This window comes from Saccharothrix sp. CB00851 (genome assembly GCF_001905065.1).
Lineage (GTDB): Bacteria > Actinomycetota > Actinomycetes > Mycobacteriales > Pseudonocardiaceae > Actinosynnema.
On the sequence record NZ_LWLC01000021.1, the window covers coordinates 41,883 to 57,735 of the forward strand.

Consider the following 15,853-nt stretch of genomic DNA (forward strand, 5'->3'; position numbering starts at 1 on the left):
GGTCATTGAGACTGACGAAGCCAAGTATTCGCTGTCGACTCTCCTTCGGTCCCCAATGTGGACGGTGGTCTGAGTTCCACTCGATTGACGCAAGCGATGAAGCACGCCTGGCAGGCGTGGTGATCCGCGGGCCAGCGCACCGAGGCCCGGTGCGCGGCTTGCTCCAGGTGGACCACATCCGACGCCGTGCTGGTCGACTCGTTCTGCGGACCACCGTCCCGGCGAGGCGACGGTCACCGAATCGGTCTCATTGCAGCCTGCGCTACGGCGACCCGCAGCGAGTCTGATCTGATCGGGTCATCCGTCGGCGTGTCTGTGCTCTGTCGGCGGTTGGTGGTGTGTGCGAGGGGTATTCGATCGGAGGTGGATCGACAGGGAGGCGTAGCGAAACATGGACACGAGAACGCTCTACACCACGTCGGCCGTGTCGCGGGCCGATAGCCGCAGGGTCGAGGTGGAGGGAGCCGAACCCGGCGGTCTGGCCATCGTCGAGCCGCCCGAGTTGGGCGGTCGCGGCGATGGTTGGGATCCTGAGCGGCTCTACGCGGCGGCGTTGGCCACCTGCCTGCACCAGAGTCTGGTGGTGCTGGCCTCGACCGAGGGGAAGGACACGACCGGCAGTGTCGTGCGTGCGCAGGTGCGGTTGGGCGATCATGGCGCGCAGTCCTACACCATCGACGCCCGACTGGTCGTGGAACTGCCCAACGTCCGGGACCCCGACCGTCGCCGCGAGTTGGTGGACCGGGCGGCGCAGCACTGCCCGTTGGCCGGCGGCTGGGACGTGTCGGTCGGCTGAGTGCTTACCTTACGGACCGCGCGCGGACCCGCCGGTGGCGTGTGCCCGAAAGAGCGCACGAATCGGACCTGAGGCCGTGCGGGTCGCGTCCCGCAATTCATCGGTGCGTGACGCCACTTAGGTTGCTCCACGTTCGGAGAGCCTGTCGTGAAGGTCGTGTGATCGCCGGGACGTCGGGCAACGTGGGCACCGAAGACCTGAGCGCGTTGGCTGTCGACGGGCGGAACCGCTGCGTCAGCGGCATCTGCCGGCGCGGACGGCCGGGCTGGTGGTGATCCGACGGCGACGGACTCGGAGCCGTGGCCGGGCGGCCGGCCCAGCCACCGTCTGACGCGCGGGTCCGCGCCAGACGGTTCGCGTTCCCGCGTTCCGTGCCGGGTCGACACCGTCGCCGCCGGACGCACCCTTCCGCGTTTCGCCGGTCCCTGCTTTATGGGACTGCCCCGGCAGACCCGGAACCGGCATGGTGTCCTCTTCGTGTTCCGGTCCCAGTGCACACCACGTCCGCGCCAAGCGCAGCGCGGCCACCCGATCAGGTCACTTCCCGGGCGGCAGGCGGCGGGAACCGGTGTGGTGCGGCCCTGCCTAGAGTCGTGTGGTGAGGGCGGTGACGATGTGGTGCGCCGCCGTGCGGATGTCGACCCAGTGCAGTCCCTGTTCGGCGTGGTTGGGCCACCAGTGGCGCAGCAGGTTGGCCAGGGTGGTGGTCTGCCGCGCACGGGAGTGCGAGGGGTTGTGGTGGCGGGCCAGGGCGCGGGCGGCGGCGTGGATCTGCCTGTCGGCGTCTGGGCCGGTGTCGGGCCAGTGCTGGCGCAGGGCGGCGGCGATCACCGCCGTGTGATCCTCAGCGGCGTGCTGCGCGTGGTCGTGCTGCCCGCCGGTGGTCACGGCGACGATGCGGAGCGCTTGGTGTCGACCAGGTGTTCGCCAAGCTCGACGGGGATGGGCACGGTCGGGATCCGACTCCTTCGCAACAGTTCGGCCGGCACGGCGATGCGGGCGTGGCGAGTGTGGTCGGCGACGTCGACCGGTGTCGGAACCCTGTCGCGGTTGGTGGCGACGACCAGGGCGCGCGCCGCGACCTTGACGATCACGGCGACGTCGGGTTCGGCCCGCAACGTGCGGGCGATCGCGCCGGGCGTTACGCTCAAACTCACACCGACGGCGGTGTCACGATCGGTCACCGGCGATCCCTTCATCACCCAGCGGAGATCAGCGTATCGGGGCACCGACGAGCGTTTCCGGCCTTCGACCATGCCCGCCGTCGAGCCAGGACTTCACACCGCCCGGCGCCGACTCCTGCTGGATCGGACGACTCTGGCCCACGGTCGTGTATTAATCCGGCCACCCGATCAGCGCACCACACCACTTGGGCGCCCTGCTGGTCCAGCGCCGATCGCGGTCGTCGCGGAACGATGCGCACGGCGGTGGCAGGCGGCGCCCCGCTACTGGACGACCGGCCACCGTGACACGTCCGGAACCGGACGCCGGTCGCCGCAATGGCCGCCGGAGACACAGGCTCGTCACCCGTTGGTGAACGCCCGGTCGGCGGTTGTTCGACATGGGTGGCGTCCGATTCTGTGAGCGGGTGGGCCGGGACGGTTCGGGCCGGTTGTCACGAACTGTTCGCCTGCGCGTCGGCGCGCCCACCGAGCCCGATCGACAATGACGGCTATCGTGACGCTCCGTGCACCCTGTCACTCACCGTGCTCACGTCGCGGGACCGGGCGACGCCCAAGGAAGGGCTTTTGGTGACCGAACCGTTCGAGTCCGTGACGTCCTGGTCCGCCGGACCCGGGCAGGTGCTGTTCGTGCTGCTGACCCCGGACGGGGAGCTGCTGCGCCGCACCGCGGACGGCCAGGCGGTGCCCGACGAGTGGGGCGGCCCTTATCAATCGGGCCTGTGGACGGCCGTGGCCACGGTGGTGGATCCGTATCGCCGCCTGGCCAACGGGGTGGGACTCGACGCGGGGATGAGGGCGAAGGTGGTGGATGTGTCCGAGGCCGCCTCGGCGTCCGTGGTCGACCGCTATCCACCCAACCCGACCGCGTGGGCGGTGCTGACCACCCTCGGCGCGCCGGCACAGCGGTGGTGCGGAACCGTCGCCGTGGTCGGCACCGAGATCGACCACGGCGTCACCCTGTCCCTGACCGCCGACCAACTGGGCATGATCGCCGACGCGCGCCGTCAGGCTCTGCGCCCCAGCCGGTGACCGCCCGTCACCCGCCGCCTGCCGCAGCGAGCCGCACCCGGAGGTGCCGCTGGGCGTGCACGGCGAACGCTCGCCGGACAACGTGGTGCGCTGCCCTGCCCGGTCCTGCAACCACACCGTCGACACCGGCACGCCCGCCACGCGCACCCCGCACCACGCCGAGCTTGCGCCGCACCTCCGCAGTGCCGCCTTGCAGACCGATGATCGATCCCTCCAGCACCCGCCCCGACTGCACCGGCCGCCTGCCGATGTTGCCGGTGCGCGCCGCGACCACATCCCTCGTAGCCATCCCACACCGCTCGACGTCCATCGTGCGTACTGCCGTCCCCGCCGGGCCGAAGCCGCCTCACCGGACTTCGAACCGTGACCCGACCTGGTCGAAGGGCGATTGCGGAGTCGACCCCGGTGCTACCACCCGTCCAACCCGACTCGCCACCGGCCGTCGCGCTGTTCCGCGAGAAACAACCCGTCTCGCGGCTCGGCATCCGCGCCTGCCGGTGGGACCAGCACCCCCGCCCCGAGGCTCAACGGCCGCTCCGGGACCGCTGTGTGGGTCGTGCCGTTGGCCGAGCAGGAGATGCTGACGGTGGCACCGTCGTTCACGCTGGCGTAGCCGCAGTCGTGGAGGACCCGGACCCACCTTGTCCGCATCGTGTACGCGGTGCCGGCACGGCGGCGAGCACCCGCTGGTCCCCGCCGGCGAGGTCGAGGGAACTCCACGGCACGGCGGCGCCATACCTGTGTCTCGAGGCGGTTGGCGACGCTGAAGGCGATGACCCAGGCCGCCACTGGTCGGTTCGCCGTCACCGCCGGTGCGCGATGCCGAAGGCGGCTCGGTGCTCCAGCCAATCGCACTGGTGGAGCAACAGCAGCGCGTCGGTCGACGATCACGATGATCGACCCGGTGCCCGACACCCGGAGTGGTGCTTTCCGACACCGCGGGCACCGGCACGTCATCGGTGCCGATGACGTGCCGGCCGGCATCTCGTTGACGCTGAGGCGTTCCTGTCGACCGTGATTGGCCTGGACCAGCACGCCGACGGTGTGCCCGTCCATGACGCGCGAGGCCGTGCCGATGCCCTCCCTCCAAGCCGTGGCACACCATGCCGGCGCCGAAGCCGACCGAGCCTTCGGCGATGGGCCCCCGGACGCGTCGGCGAGCGTCTCGCGCAGGTGCTCGGATCGGATGTGGAAGCCGCTGACGTCGTTGCACATCCCGTCCTCAAGTCTCCCTCAACTCGGGCAGGCACCAGTACAACTCGCCCGACCCCCTCGTGGCCACCTCGGCGGCGACGAGGGCGTCACGCACCACACCGACGCCGTGGGTGTTCGTGAGCCCGATCGGCGACGTCAACGTGCCGGACTCGCGCAACCACTCCAGTACTGTCAGCTCGCCGTTGCCGTTGAGGCGGTGACGACCGGCGAAAACCGGACGCATCCCGAGCGAACCGTCCGCCGGCACGACCACGGTGACCCCGGTGCGCACCGGACCGAGGCCCCGCCGGAGCTGCCCGTCCCCGTTGATCAGGGTGCGGTGCCCGACCCGCACACCGGGCACGTCGGTGATCGCGTTCAACGGGCCGGGCTCACCGGAGCCGACCTCGATACCCAGGCCCCTTGCGCGCACCACGACATCCAGTGTTCGACCGACGCCCACTTCGCACAAGGAGTGCCCACCAGTCGCTCGCCGGATAGCAACCATGTCCAAGGTGTGCCAGTTAATTGTTAACCGTGCCGTCCACCCGTCGCCCTCCTCGACGACATAGCGCGAAGTCGGACCGAGCCACTAGAAACATCCGTGACTTTGCAGCACAAAGCTAGTCGACCCGGCAGCACCTCCACCCCTCGGGAGTCCGAATGAAGCCGTCCTCCGCCCGCCGCACCGTCGTAGGTGCGGCCGTCGCCCTGCTGACCGCCGCCGGCCTCGCCACACCCGCGTCGGCGGCCACCGACTCCGACCTCACCGCCCAGGCCTCGGCCGTGCGCAACGCCGTGGTGAACGCGGCGAAGTCCTACCTGGGCCTGCCGTACCGGTACGCGACCGGCTGGACCTGCTCGCGCCAGGCCATGGACTGCGAGTGCTTCAACCGCAACGTCATCTGGGACGCCACCGCCCGCGTCACCGGCCGCGGACTCCAGCTCAACTACTGGCTGCAAGGGCAGATCAACCAAGGACGCCGCACCACCAACCCACGCCCCGGCGACCTCGTCTTCTGGAACACCGACCCCAACGACGGCATCCCCTACGGCGGCGACTACGACCACACCGGCATCTACATCGGCGGCACCACCGTCATCGACGCCAACGCCGTCGCCGGCCGCGTCCGCTACGACACCACCACCCTCGGCGGCTCCTACCGACCCATCTACGTCGACGTCCTCACCCCCAACGGCTACTGAGCCCCAACGCCGCGCCACCGGCCGCGGGTCGCGGTTCCGCACTGGGGGCGAGACCACGACCCGCACGCCGCCGCCCGTCGACTTCAGTGCGCTCGACCGCCGACGTCGACGGGCGGGCCGGCGCGGTCAGCGCTCCACGTTCGTCGGCGGCAGCGGCTGCTCGGCCAACCTGCGCAGGCTCTCGATCTCCCGGCGGAACGCCGCACGCCCCGGCTCGGTGATGGTGATCGTGGTGCGACGACGCCCGGTCCCGGTGCGCTCGCTGGTGACGTAGCCCGCCTCGACCAGCACGTCCAAGTGCCGCTTGAGGTTGCCGTCGGTCAGCTCCAGCAACTGCTTGAGGTAGGAGAACTCCGCCGCCTCGGCGGCGTGCAGCACAGCCAGGATGCCCAAGCGCACCCGTTGGTGGACCACATCGTCCAGCTCCACCGACGGATGGCGTTGCCACGCGGACACCCGTCCCCCTTTCCCGAGGGCCTGCGCCGACGACTCTAGTCCGGCCCCGTGCCACCGGCGTAGCCTCACCCACGCGGCAGGTCGAACCGGACGACGAGGCGTGGTCACCATGACAAGCGGCTGGTCCCGGGGCGACGCGCACGACGTCATCACCGAGATCGACCAGCTGCACCACCTGGCACGCGCCGACGGCGTCAGCTTCGCCTTCCCGGTCCGGCTCTACGGGATCGCGGGTCTCGTCAGCGCCGCCGCGCTGGCCTGGACGCCGCTGTGGCTCTACACCAGCTGGTGGATCCTGGTCGCCATCGCCGCGCCTCCGTCGATCGCGGTGCACTACGCGCGCTGGCTGCGCACCCGCGGCATCGGCCTCGACTGGCGCAACGCCACCAGGCACGTCGCCGCGGCCGAACTGCTCGCCGTGCTGCTCTGGGTGCAGCCGTTCCACCCCACCTCGCTCAGCCTCCCGTGGCTCGCCGCCGCGCTCGGCGCCGTCGTGGCGGGACGCACGTGGAACGACAACACCTTGCAGGTGCTCGCGGCCGGTGTCGTGGCGGTCGTGGTCACCGCCGCGCTTCTCACCACCCCGATGGCGTTGACCGACGCAGTCGTGGGCGCCTGGCTCTGCGTGATCTCGCCCTGGTGGCGGTGGCGCACCACCCAGACCCGGGAGCGGCAACTCCTACCGCGTTGAGCCTCACCCGAGCGACGACACGACTGCTCCGAGTGCACTCACCGATCAATCGGTGACCGGCACCCGCCCCTCGAAGCCTCCACCCCGCACGGCAAGGACCTGTCCACCGGGTGGGATCAACTCAGGTGCGGGCGGGCAGGGACCGTCGGCCCAGTGCCAGGCCGAGCCCGAGCATGGCGATGGCCAGGAACAGGTGCAGCCAGTTGTCGGCGGTGTTGAGCGGGACGAAGTTGGCGGTGCTGTCCATGCCGATGAGCAGGCCGTAGATCCAGAGCACGACGTAGATAACGCCGCCGACCACCAGGTAGAGGTAAGCGCCGCGCACCGTGCGCACCAAGGTGAGCCCAGCGATGCCGAACGCCAAGTGCACGACGTTGTGCAGGATGGACACCTGGAACAGGCCCAGCAGCATGGCCTCTGAGTGGTGGCCCGCGAACATCAGCGTGTCGTAGTCGGTGGTCAGTCCGGGGATGAACCCGGCGATGCCGACGAGGGTGAACACCACGCCGAAGAGCATGGCGACCATCTGTACCGGGGTGCGCGTGGTGCGTTCGGTCCGGGACATGTCGTCCTCCCGCTGAGAGGCTCGGAACTGCCTGTTCGGTCGGAAGTACCCGAAGCGACAGTGGATCAATCCACCCCTTCGAGCCATCCGACCGGCTGTCGCCGACCCCGTCCGCCACTGTCAATGCGTCCACACCAGGTGTCCGGTCGTTCGTGCCGGCCTTCCGGCACGGCAGCCGGCCGTACTGTCGGTTGGCACGGGCGCTCACGGGTAACCCATGGTTCCGGACGTCTGAGGAGTGGTCGCGGTGATGCCGTCTGGACGGGTCGAGGTCGCCTCGCTGCTGCGCTCCCTTCGAGAGCGAACGCTCAACTACGACCCGGCCGAAGTCCAGCCGAACGGGTGGACTTTCGACGTGCACCGGCACGAACTGGGCCGGGAGGCAGCGGGGCCGCCCGAGGTCGGCGGGTTGTGGCAGCGGGCGCGGGTGCTGGTCGCCGACTACGAGTTCAGCCCACCGGAAATCGTCCGGGCCTTCTACGAGCCCGGCTCGGACTTCCTGGGCCGCGACATGGTCCTACAAGCCCGGTTGCCCGGACTGCGGTTCCTGATGGGTGTGCGGATCACGGACGTGCGCGACGAGACCTCCGCGGACCGGACGCTGTGGGGGTGGAGCTACCAGACACTCCAAGGCCACCTGGAGCGAGGCCGGGTCGACTACGAACTCGTCAAGCACCACGCCGGCGGCGAGGTGGAGTTCATCGCACGCGGCTACTCGCAGTTGCACCCGCGAGCGCCGTGGTGGATGCGGTACGGGTGGCGGTTGTTCGGCAGGCGCATCCAGTTGCGCTTCTACCGGCGTGCCGGGCAGAGGCTGCGACTGCTGGCCCACGACACGCGCGGACCCGTCGCGGTGGCGCCGGTCGTGGTGGAACGCACCGGCTACTGGCCGCTCAGCCTGCCCGACCCGATCCGGTGAGGTTGCCGGCGGTCGAGCCGGGTAGTCCACCCCGCGAGGGATGGCCGAGCGGACGGGGCGCTGCCGTGAAAGTCGTGATCACCGGAGCTTCGGGCAACGTCGGATCCGGGGTGCTGCGCGCGCTGGCCGGTGACCCGGAGGACCATCAGGTCGTGGGCATCTGCCGACGTCCGCCCGACCACAGGCCACCCTTCGACGAGGTCACCTGGTACTCGTGCGACCTGGGGGAGGAGGGCGCGCGGGACGTGCTCGACAAGGCGATGGCGGGCGCCGACGCCGTGGTGCACCTGGCGTGGATGTTCCAGCCGACCAGGCAGGGCGAGCGCCTGCACCGCACGAATCACAAAGGCACCGCGGCGGTGCTGGAGGCCGTGCGTCGGGCCGGGGTTCCGCACGTCGTGCACGGATCCTCCATCGCCGCGTACGCCCCGGCGGGTGACCAGCCGGTGGACGAGTCGTGGCCGACCACCGGGGTCCCGGGTTCGGTCTACGGGCTCGGCAAGTCGGAGGTCGAGGCCGCGGTGAGCCGGTTCGCCGAGGAGAACCCGGACACGACCGTCGCCGTGATCAGGCCGACGCTGGTCGCGCAGGGCGCCGCCTCGGCGAGCTTCCTGGCGTTGTTCTTCGATCCGCTGGTCCCGCTGTGGCTGATCCGACTGCTGCGGGACGGCAGGCTGCCGCTGCTGCCGCTGCCGGCTCGCCTGCGGGTGCAGTTGGTGCACGCCGACGACGTGGGCGACGCGGTCGTGCGGATGCTGCGACGCCGCGCCGCGGGCCCGTTCAACCTCGCCGCGGACACCCTCACCGCGGCCGACCTCGCCCACGTCGCGAAAGCACAGGTCGTCCCCGTCCCCGCGATGGCGATGCGCACCGCCGTCGGGCTGCTGTGGCGGCTGCGGGCGATCGGCATGTCACCGGGCTGGTTCGACGTCGGCACGCGATCCCCGCTGGTGGACACCTCCCGGGCCCGCACGGTGCTGGGCTGGTCACCTCGGGTTCGCAGCGCCGACTGCGCCCGCGAGCAGCTCCAAGGGCTGGCGGAAGCCACGCCAGGCCCCAGTGCCGCTCTCGACCGCAATCGACTCCGGGACGACAACCGCGCCAGGGCGCTGACCTGACGACTCACCCCGGCAGATCCACGCCCAGCGAACCCACCTCTGGTCGACGCCGGACTCAACCCCATGCGCTGCGGGTGACGTCGCCCGCCCGAAACGTGCGCAGCACCGAAGCCGCCACCACCATCACGACGGCGAACGTCCCGGCCACCTGCACCGGCACGGCCGTGGTGCCGACCACGATCCAGGTCAGCGCCCAGCACACCGCGGCGGCGTAGCCGACCACGGCCGGAAGTCGCAGGGCCGCGGTGGCGGCCACTGCGCCGGTCAGCAGCACCGCGATCACCGCCACGGTCACGGACGGGGCCGCGTCCGAAGCGGCGCCGGCAGTCGCCGCGCCGGCCACGGTCGCTATCGCCACCCATCCCGTGTAGGCGGCGATCGGGGTGTGCACCAGCAATCGATCGGGCCAGTCCGCGGCCGGGTGGTGAGTGAGACGGGTGGCCGCGACGGTCAGGCACACCAGCAACGCGACGATCACCACCTGCGCGGCGACGATCTCGCGGTGCGCGAACAAAGCGACCCACCCGGCGTTGAGCACCCCCGCGGCCGCCAGCCACCAGCCGGTCGAGCGGTGGATTCGACGGGCGCGCTGGGCGGGCAGGGCCTGTCGGACGGCGAACGCCGCGAACGTCGCATAGATCAACGTCCAGATCGTGAACGCTCCTTCCGCGGGAAGCAGCAACGTCGGATAGGAGTTGGCCACCGTCCCCACGGGTTCACCCCACAGACCCGCTCCGCCGACCACGCCCGCGGCCGTCTGAACCGCGGCGGCCACCAGCACCGCCACCGACCGGCACAGGTCGGCACTCCCCCGATCGGGACGAAGTCGGTCAGCAGCGGTGTCTCGACGCATGCTTGGCTCTCCCTCCGATGTACGGCGTGGTCCATGACGTGCCCTCAGCCACCCGCGATGGCGGTGACGGCGGCGCGGTCGCGACAGGATCTGCCGGCACAGTCGATCCGCCGCGCAGCACGCACCTGGACGTGGCTCGCCGCACGATCGAAGATACGGCCGATCGGGACCATCGGCTTGTTGAGCCGTTCCAGACGACGCGCGGCCGTCTGCCGGCAACTTCGGCGCGAGCCACGCCGCACCCGCCGTCATGCCGCCCCGCGGTCGCTGCGGTTGACTGATCCCGATACGTCACGAGGCGGGAAGGGAGCCGTGGTGGAACCGGACGTCGACGTCGTGGTCGTCGGAGCAGGGCTCGCCGGACTCGCGGCGGCACGCCGGCTGCACCGTGCCGGCCTGGCAGTCACGGTGTGCGAAGCCGGCGCCGAAGTCGGTGGTCGGGTGCGCACGGACCTGGTCGACGGGTTCCGACTGGACCGGGGGTTCCAGGTGCTGCTGCCCTCCTACCCGGAAGTACGGCGCATCTTCGACCTCGCGGCCCTGGACCTGCGGCCCTTCGCACGCGGCGCGGTCGCGGTCACCACGAACGGGCGATACCACCTCGTCCCGCCCTGGCGACGGCCGTCCGCGATGACGGGCACGGTGGCCGGCCGGATAGCCGACGCGGCCCGGTTCGCCGCGCACCGGCCACGCGACGTCGCGGCCGTGAGCGCGCTCTCGGCACGTGCTCTCCTCAGCCCGGACGTAGCGGTGCGCGGGCGGCCGACCGACGACCGGTCGATCCGGGCCGAACTGTCCCGGTGGGGCATCACGAACCGCACGGTCGAGGACGTCCTGAGGCCGTTCCTGGCCGGGGTGTTCCTCGATCCGTCCCTGGCAGGCTCGGCCCGGGCTTTCCGCCTCATCTGGCGGTGCTTCCTCAAAGGCGGCGGCGCCGTGCCCAACGCCGGGATGCAAGAGCTGCCCCGCCAACTGGCGCGCTCGCTGCCGAGTCGATCCATTCGCACCGCGTGCGCGGTCGAACAAGTGCGCAAGACCGCTGTCCACCTCGCCGACGGCACCGCGATCCGGGCACGGGCGGTCGTGGTCGCCACCGACGGCACGACCGCGCACCAGCTGGTACCGGACGTTCCGGAGCCTTCCTGGCACGCTGTCACCACGTGGTACTTCACCGCGCCTGCCTCGGCCGACGACCAGCCGGTGCTGGTGCTCGACGGTGACTCGGACCTGCTGATCAACACGGCGGTGATCAGCGCGGTGGCCGAGGGCTACGCACCCGCGGACACGGCGTTGATCACCGCATCGATACCCGACCGGGTGATGGCTGCCGACGAGGCCGTCGAGTCACTGGTCCGCGCGCGGCTGGGCGCGCTGTACGGCCGTGACACCGGCGGCTGGGAACTCGTGGCCAGGTACGCGATCCCGCACGCGCTGCCGGTGACGCCGCCGGGCCGGTCGATGCGGCAACCGGTGCGGTTCGACGACGGCCGGTACGTGTGCGGCGACCACCGGGACACCGCCTCCATCCAGGGCGCACTGGTGTCCGGTCGCCGCACCGCCGACATCGTCCGGCGGGACCTGTCCGACGGCGCCCGGTGAACAGCGGGCCACCGAGCTTGGTACTCAAGGGTCCGACGGTTGTGGTCAGGATCTGTGTTGTCCGCAGCGGGTGCCGTCGCAGTCGATCAGTGCCCACACCGTCTTGCCTTCGTCGGGAAGGGCGCGCACGCCCCAGTCCTCGGCGATGGCGTCGATCAGGGTCAGTCCGCGGCCGCGGTGCTCACCCAGTCGTGACCTGCCCGTCTCGGGCATTTCGGTCGACGTGTCATCGACCTCGATCCACACCCGACACGGCTGAGGGCTGTGCCGCATCCGCAACCGTGAAGGACCGGGAGCGTGGTCGTAGACGTTGGCGACCAGCTCGGTGGCCACGAGCAGCACGTCGCTGAGGTGGGCGTCGCCCAAGCCGCGCAGTGCCGATGCGGCCCAGCGGCGCACCGCCACCAGTTCCGAGGGGTGTTCACCGGAGACCGCGAAGAGCAGGGGTTCTGGTTCACCGACATCGGGCGCCACGACCCCTCCGATCCGCCCCGCTGCCACCTCAACGGGTCTGCCGGCGAATTACCCCGTCAGGCAGGTCTCGACACGTCTTCGGCTGATCACCCCCGATCAGGCGATGGCTCGGTCCAGGGTACCGACGCGGCGGAGTCGTCCGCTGACGTGCACGCCGCCGGTCGAGCAGGTGGCGGTGGGGAGGGGCGGCGGGTGTGCCCCTCCCCACCGCGGGTCAGGGCAGCCGGACCGAGAGCCAGTCCAGTTCGGCGAACCCGGTGCGCTTGCGCAGCACCACCTTGTTGAGCCCGGTCGTCAGGGGCACGGTGGCGGTGGTGACGCGGGTGGCGCGGTCGTGCTGCTCGGCGTCCAGCCACGAGCCGCCGGGCGGGTAGCCGGCGACCGCGCGCTGCACACCGTTGACGAGCACGATGTGGTCGGCGGGTGAGGTGGAGCCGTTGGCGTGCCCGATGTCGAGGGCGTACGTGCCGGCGACCGGCGCGTCCACGGTGAACTCCACCTGACTCACCGGCGAGTCGATGCCGCCGACGTAGTCCGGCAGGTAGTTCGACCGGTACGGGACGAGGCGGGCCGAGGTGACCACCGCGTTCTCCGCCTCGTACCGGTGGGTGTCCGGCCGGACGTCGATGTAGTCGACCTCCGCGTGCCCGGCGCCCTTGCCGAGGCGGATGTCGTTGCGCCCGGCCCGCAGCACCACCCGCTTGGTGACCGTGTCCGTCTCGGTGTTCGCCCAACCGCCGGTCGCCGGGTAGGCCACCTCGCCCTGCCGGACGCCGTTGACCGTGACCGCGTGGGTCGCCGCGCCGACACCCGCCGCGTACCGCACGGTCATCGTGTGGATTCCGGCGGACGGCACGTCAACCGGGAAGGTGACCGAGCTGTCGGCGTGGTCGATGCCTCCGATGTACGAGCCACCGGAGGCCAACCGGCCGTTGCCGCCACCGTGCCGCACCGCGTGGACGACGGCCGCGTTCTCCGCCTCGTACTTGGTCGGATACGCGTCCGGCCCGCCGACAGGCGAGATCGTGACGCGGTAGCCGTCGTAGCGCTTCATCTTGCGGATGGGCACGGTGAGGTTCCCGCTCCCGTCCACGGTGAAGGTCTTGTCGAACACGTTGTAGGTGCCCGATTTCGGGTCCCCTCCCGCGTCGACGCGCCGGTTGGCCTCGTTCGGGTCCTTGTCCCAGACGGTGGTGTCCAGTCGGACGCGGACCTGTCCGCCGAGGCCGCGCGCGGCCAAGCCGGTCACGCGCACGTCGACCGGACCGTCTTCACCACCCGCGAGGACGGTGAGGGTGCGGGGCCCGTCGTCCCAGGAGGCGATGGCGTCCGAGCGCAGGTAGCCGCGCCCGTTGGCGGTGTCGTCCCAGCGGTTGACGTGCGCCTTGCGGCCACGCATGTCCTTGTACCACTTCATCATCCAGAACCCGCCGTTGGGTTGCAGCGCTCCCCCGCCGACGCGGCGCAGCGTGTTCCCGAGCAGTCCGGGGTTGGTGTAGATCGCCATCGCGCCGTGGTCGACGTCGTAGCGCTCCAGGTCCGCCCAGTACCGGATCGCCGAGCCCGGCACGCCCTCGAAGTCGCCGGGGTTGGCCGGGTCGGTGGTCTGCGGGCCGTACTCCTCGACCACGACGCGCAGCGGCCGTCCGGGGACTCGCAGTTCGTTCTCCAACGGCCGGTAGTAGCGGGTCAACGCCTCCGGGACGTCGCCGGGGCTGGGGCCGAGGTTGTGCCAGCCGATGAGCTGCGGGACGGTGCCGGTGTCGACGGCGTTGCGCAGGAAGTCGCGCATCTTCTGCTGCTGCCCGGACTGCCAGGGCAGGTAGAACTCCCAGTTCGGACCCATCAGCGGCACGGTCGCGTCGATGGCACGGACGCGTCGGACGGTCTGCGTCCACAGCCAGTTGAACTTCTGGTCGTACGTGCCACCGGGCACGGCCACGTCGCGCTCCAGGCCGTGCAGCTTGTTGTCCGCCTCGTTGAACGGCGCGACCGCCAGCAGCGTGTCGCGGTAGGGCTGGATGCGCCGGGTGGCCTCGTCCACCCGCTCGAACCAGTGGGCCGTGCCCTGCCACTGGTACCAGGGGTTGCCGCCCATGAGGTCGTTGAAGCGGGCGATCATCTTCACGTCCGTGCCGCGCACCTTGGGCGCGACGACCTCGGTTCCGGCGCGCTCGCCTTCGTTCCACCGGGCCGTCATGTGCTGCGAGACGGTCAGGTGGGTCTGCGCGAGGAGGTGCGCCGGGGTCTCCGTGGTGCGGGACGTGACGCCGAGCAGCGAACCCAGCCCCGCCTTCTTCAGCGGCCCGCCGAGCCGGTTCGCGTCGACCACGATCACCGGCGCCGCCGCCGCGTTCGCCGTCACCGGGGTGAGCACACCGGCCACGACCACCACCGCGAGCGCCACGCGGACCGCCCTCATGCCTCGAACCGCCACTGCTGCTGGGGCTGGACACCGCTGCCGCAGTCCCAGATCTGCAACCGGGTGCCGTTGGCGGTGCCGCGCTCGACCGCGTCGAGGCACTTGCCGGACTGCGGGTTGCGCAGGTTGCCGTTGACCTCGCGGACCCAGCGCTGCGCGCCGTTGCCCAGGCACGACCACAGCCACACCTGCGAGCCGTTGGCGGTGCCGCTGCCCCGCACGTCGAGGCACTTGCCGGAGACCGGGTTGACCAGGGACTCGCCGCGCCACTCCCAGCGCTGGTTGGTGCCGCCGTGGCAGTCCCACAGGATCGTCGCGGTGCCGTCGGCGGTGCCCCAGCCGTCGAGGTCGACGCACCGGTTGCTGCCGACGCCGACGATCTTCTGCCCGCCACTCCCGCCACCGCTGCCGTTGGTGGTGAAGTCGAACCGGTTGACCGCCAGGCCGGCGCCGCCGATCCACGGCTCGAACCCGGCTTGGACGCTGGTCATGTACCAGGCGGGGTTGATCTGGCCGCGGTTGACGGCGTCCTGGGTGAACGCCTTCAGGCTGAAGTTCGCCATGAGGTTGGTGGGCTGCTGCCGGACGTAGGAGATGACGTTCCAGCCGATGTTTCCGATCCACACGTCCCAGGCCGCCCCTTCCAGCGTCACCGCGGCCCGCTTCGAGCCGATCGGCTGCGGCCGGCCGCGGTGGTTGGCCCAGATCATCAGCTCGGCGCCGTAGTTCTGCCCGGCGGGGTTGGCGTTGGCGTCGAACCAGATGTCGAAGGACGCGTTCCACTCGCCGGAGTTCGGCGTGCTGATGTCGTAGGTGCCGCGCGGGTCGCCGAAGTCGGCCACCCGCAGCGGCAGGCCGCTGCCGGTGGTGCAGTTGCCGTAGTGGCAACCCTTGTAGACCGACGGGTAGCCGGCGGGCACGCCGTTCGTGGCGTTGTTGTGATCCGACCGGGTGATGCGGAACCCGGTGCCGTCGGCGCTGATGCACTGTGCGGTCGAGGCGCCCCACCGGTTGTTCTGCGCGATGATCCGGCCGCTGTCCAGTCGCGTCGAGCCGTACTGCTCGCAGATCTCCACGGCCGCTCCGGCCGGTGGGGCGACCACCAGGCCGGTCAGGGCCAGGGCGGCTCCGGCCGCCGCGGCGGTGAGCACTCTCCAGGTTCGCATCGGTCTTCCTTCCACGTCATCGGAGAAGAAACGTGTCCTGGGAGCGTTCCCAGCTTGCTCACGATGGGACCAGAGGCGGGGATCGGCAAGGAACTCGGCCGAAAACCGCGGTGTTTTCGCTGCTACGCCCCGACTTCTCCGAAAGTGCGTCGACTTTTCGCTTTCTCCTGCGGACATCTCA

18 protein-coding genes are annotated in these 15,853 nt (G+C 70.7%); 7 read left to right on the plus strand and 11 right to left on the minus strand.

All coding sequences use genetic code 11. The features are described from left to right. The first annotated feature begins 391 nt into the window (after positions 1–391). Positions 392–796 (plus strand): OsmC family protein, encoded by a 405-nt coding sequence (locus A6A25_RS20735; protein ID WP_073892418.1) that lies wholly within the window; start codon positions 392–394, stop codon positions 794–796. A 585-nt stretch (positions 797–1,381) separates the two neighbouring features. Here the strand turns inward: A6A25_RS20735 and A6A25_RS20740 are convergent. Both A6A25_RS20740 and A6A25_RS20745 read right to left on the minus strand, forming a co-directional pair. Then, the gene (locus A6A25_RS20740) at positions 1,382–1,684 is read right to left on the minus strand and encodes a hypothetical protein (RefSeq protein WP_073892419.1); all 303 of its coding nucleotides are present in this window, start codon (positions 1,682–1,684) and stop codon (positions 1,382–1,384) included. Further along, entirely contained in the window at positions 1,681–2,052 is a 372-nt protein-coding gene (locus A6A25_RS20745) for a hypothetical protein (protein ID WP_143193303.1), read from the minus strand. The genes A6A25_RS20740 and A6A25_RS20745 overlap by 4 nt, the downstream gene beginning before the upstream one ends. Positions 2,053–2,547: 495 nt before the next feature. On the opposite strand from A6A25_RS20745, the gene A6A25_RS20750 reads away from it, so the two are divergent. Beyond that, a complete protein-coding gene (locus tag A6A25_RS20750; RefSeq protein WP_143193304.1) occupies positions 2,548–3,009 on the plus strand; it encodes a hypothetical protein in 462 nt (153 codons plus the stop codon). A 7-nt stretch (positions 3,010–3,016) separates the two neighbouring features. On the opposite strand, the gene A6A25_RS20755 is transcribed toward A6A25_RS20750, so the two are convergent. From A6A25_RS20755 to A6A25_RS46395, 3 genes are all read right to left on the minus strand, one after another. Then, positions 3,017–3,298 (minus strand): hypothetical protein, encoded by a 282-nt coding sequence (locus A6A25_RS20755; protein WP_143193305.1) that lies wholly within the window; start codon positions 3,296–3,298, stop codon positions 3,017–3,019. Positions 3,299–3,417: 119 nt separating this feature from the next. Continuing rightward, positions 3,418–4,224 (minus strand): P1 family peptidase, encoded by an 807-nt coding sequence (locus A6A25_RS46880; protein WP_073892426.1) that lies wholly within the window; start codon positions 4,222–4,224, stop codon positions 3,418–3,420. 7 nt (positions 4,225–4,231) lie between these two features. Then, complete coding sequence (locus tag A6A25_RS46395; RefSeq protein ID WP_073892427.1) at positions 4,232–4,639, minus strand: P1 family peptidase; 408 nt, start codon at positions 4,637–4,639, stop codon at positions 4,232–4,234. Positions 4,640–4,866: 227 nt separating this feature from the next. On the opposite strand from A6A25_RS46395, the gene A6A25_RS20770 reads away from it, so the two are divergent. Next, on the plus strand, positions 4,867–5,409 hold the full coding sequence (locus A6A25_RS20770; protein ID WP_073892429.1) for a C40 family peptidase: 543 nt from the start codon (positions 4,867–4,869) through the stop codon (positions 5,407–5,409). Between the two features lie 126 nt (positions 5,410–5,535). Here the strand turns inward: A6A25_RS20770 and A6A25_RS20775 are convergent, their stop codons facing one another. Further along, a complete protein-coding gene (locus A6A25_RS20775) occupies positions 5,536–5,865 on the minus strand; it encodes a transcriptional regulator (protein ID WP_073892430.1) in 330 nt (109 codons plus the stop codon). Between the two features lie 100 nt (positions 5,866–5,965). Between A6A25_RS20775 and A6A25_RS20780 the strand changes: the two genes are divergently transcribed. Then, positions 5,966–6,556 carry a hypothetical protein gene (locus A6A25_RS20780; RefSeq protein ID WP_073892432.1) on the plus strand — a complete coding sequence of 197 codons (591 nt, stop codon included), beginning with the start codon at positions 5,966–5,968 and terminating at the stop codon, positions 6,554–6,556. A 121-nt stretch (positions 6,557–6,677) separates the two neighbouring features. On the opposite strand, the gene A6A25_RS20785 is transcribed toward A6A25_RS20780, so the two are convergent. Continuing rightward, positions 6,678–7,121, minus strand: coding sequence for a DUF4383 domain-containing protein (locus A6A25_RS20785; RefSeq protein ID WP_073892434.1), 444 nt, complete (start codon positions 7,119–7,121; stop codon positions 6,678–6,680). Between the two features lie 250 nt (positions 7,122–7,371). Between A6A25_RS20785 and A6A25_RS20790 the strand changes: the two genes are divergently transcribed. Together A6A25_RS20790 and A6A25_RS20795 are read left to right on the plus strand one after the other, a co-directional pair. Further along, the gene (locus A6A25_RS20790) at positions 7,372–8,040 is read left to right on the plus strand and encodes a DUF1990 family protein (protein WP_143193306.1); all 669 of its coding nucleotides are present in this window, start codon (positions 7,372–7,374) and stop codon (positions 8,038–8,040) included. 74 nt (positions 8,041–8,114) lie between these two features. Continuing rightward, positions 8,115–9,158 (plus strand): NAD-dependent epimerase/dehydratase family protein, encoded by a 1,044-nt coding sequence (locus A6A25_RS20795; protein ID WP_158073774.1) that lies wholly within the window; start codon positions 8,115–8,117, stop codon positions 9,156–9,158. Between the two features lie 55 nt (positions 9,159–9,213). On the opposite strand, the gene A6A25_RS20800 is transcribed toward A6A25_RS20795, so the two are convergent. Next, a complete protein-coding gene (locus A6A25_RS20800; protein ID WP_073892438.1) occupies positions 9,214–10,011 on the minus strand; it encodes a tryptophan-rich sensory protein in 798 nt (265 codons plus the stop codon). Between the two features lie 315 nt (positions 10,012–10,326). On the opposite strand from A6A25_RS20800, the gene A6A25_RS20805 reads away from it, so the two are divergent. After that, positions 10,327–11,610, plus strand: a complete 1,284-nt coding sequence (locus tag A6A25_RS20805) for an NAD(P)/FAD-dependent oxidoreductase (protein ID WP_338013221.1) — start codon at positions 10,327–10,329, stop codon at positions 11,608–11,610. A 45-nt stretch (positions 11,611–11,655) separates the two neighbouring features. Here A6A25_RS20805 and A6A25_RS20810 read toward each other — a convergent pair whose 3' ends face one another. From A6A25_RS20810 to A6A25_RS20820, 3 genes are all read right to left on the minus strand, one after another. Then, on the minus strand, positions 11,656–12,084 hold the full coding sequence (locus tag A6A25_RS20810) for an ATP-binding protein (protein ID WP_073892441.1): 429 nt from the start codon (positions 12,082–12,084) through the stop codon (positions 11,656–11,658). Positions 12,085–12,298: 214 nt separating this feature from the next. Continuing rightward, positions 12,299–14,506, minus strand: a complete 2,208-nt coding sequence (locus A6A25_RS20815; RefSeq protein WP_073892443.1) for a CBM35 domain-containing protein — start codon at positions 14,504–14,506, stop codon at positions 12,299–12,301. Next, on the minus strand, positions 14,503–15,672 hold the full coding sequence (locus A6A25_RS20820; protein ID WP_073892444.1) for a GH12 family glycosyl hydrolase domain-containing protein: 1,170 nt from the start codon (positions 15,670–15,672) through the stop codon (positions 14,503–14,505). Before A6A25_RS20820 ends, A6A25_RS20815 begins: the two co-directional genes overlap by 4 nt. Between the last annotated feature and the right edge of the window lie 181 nt (positions 15,673–15,853).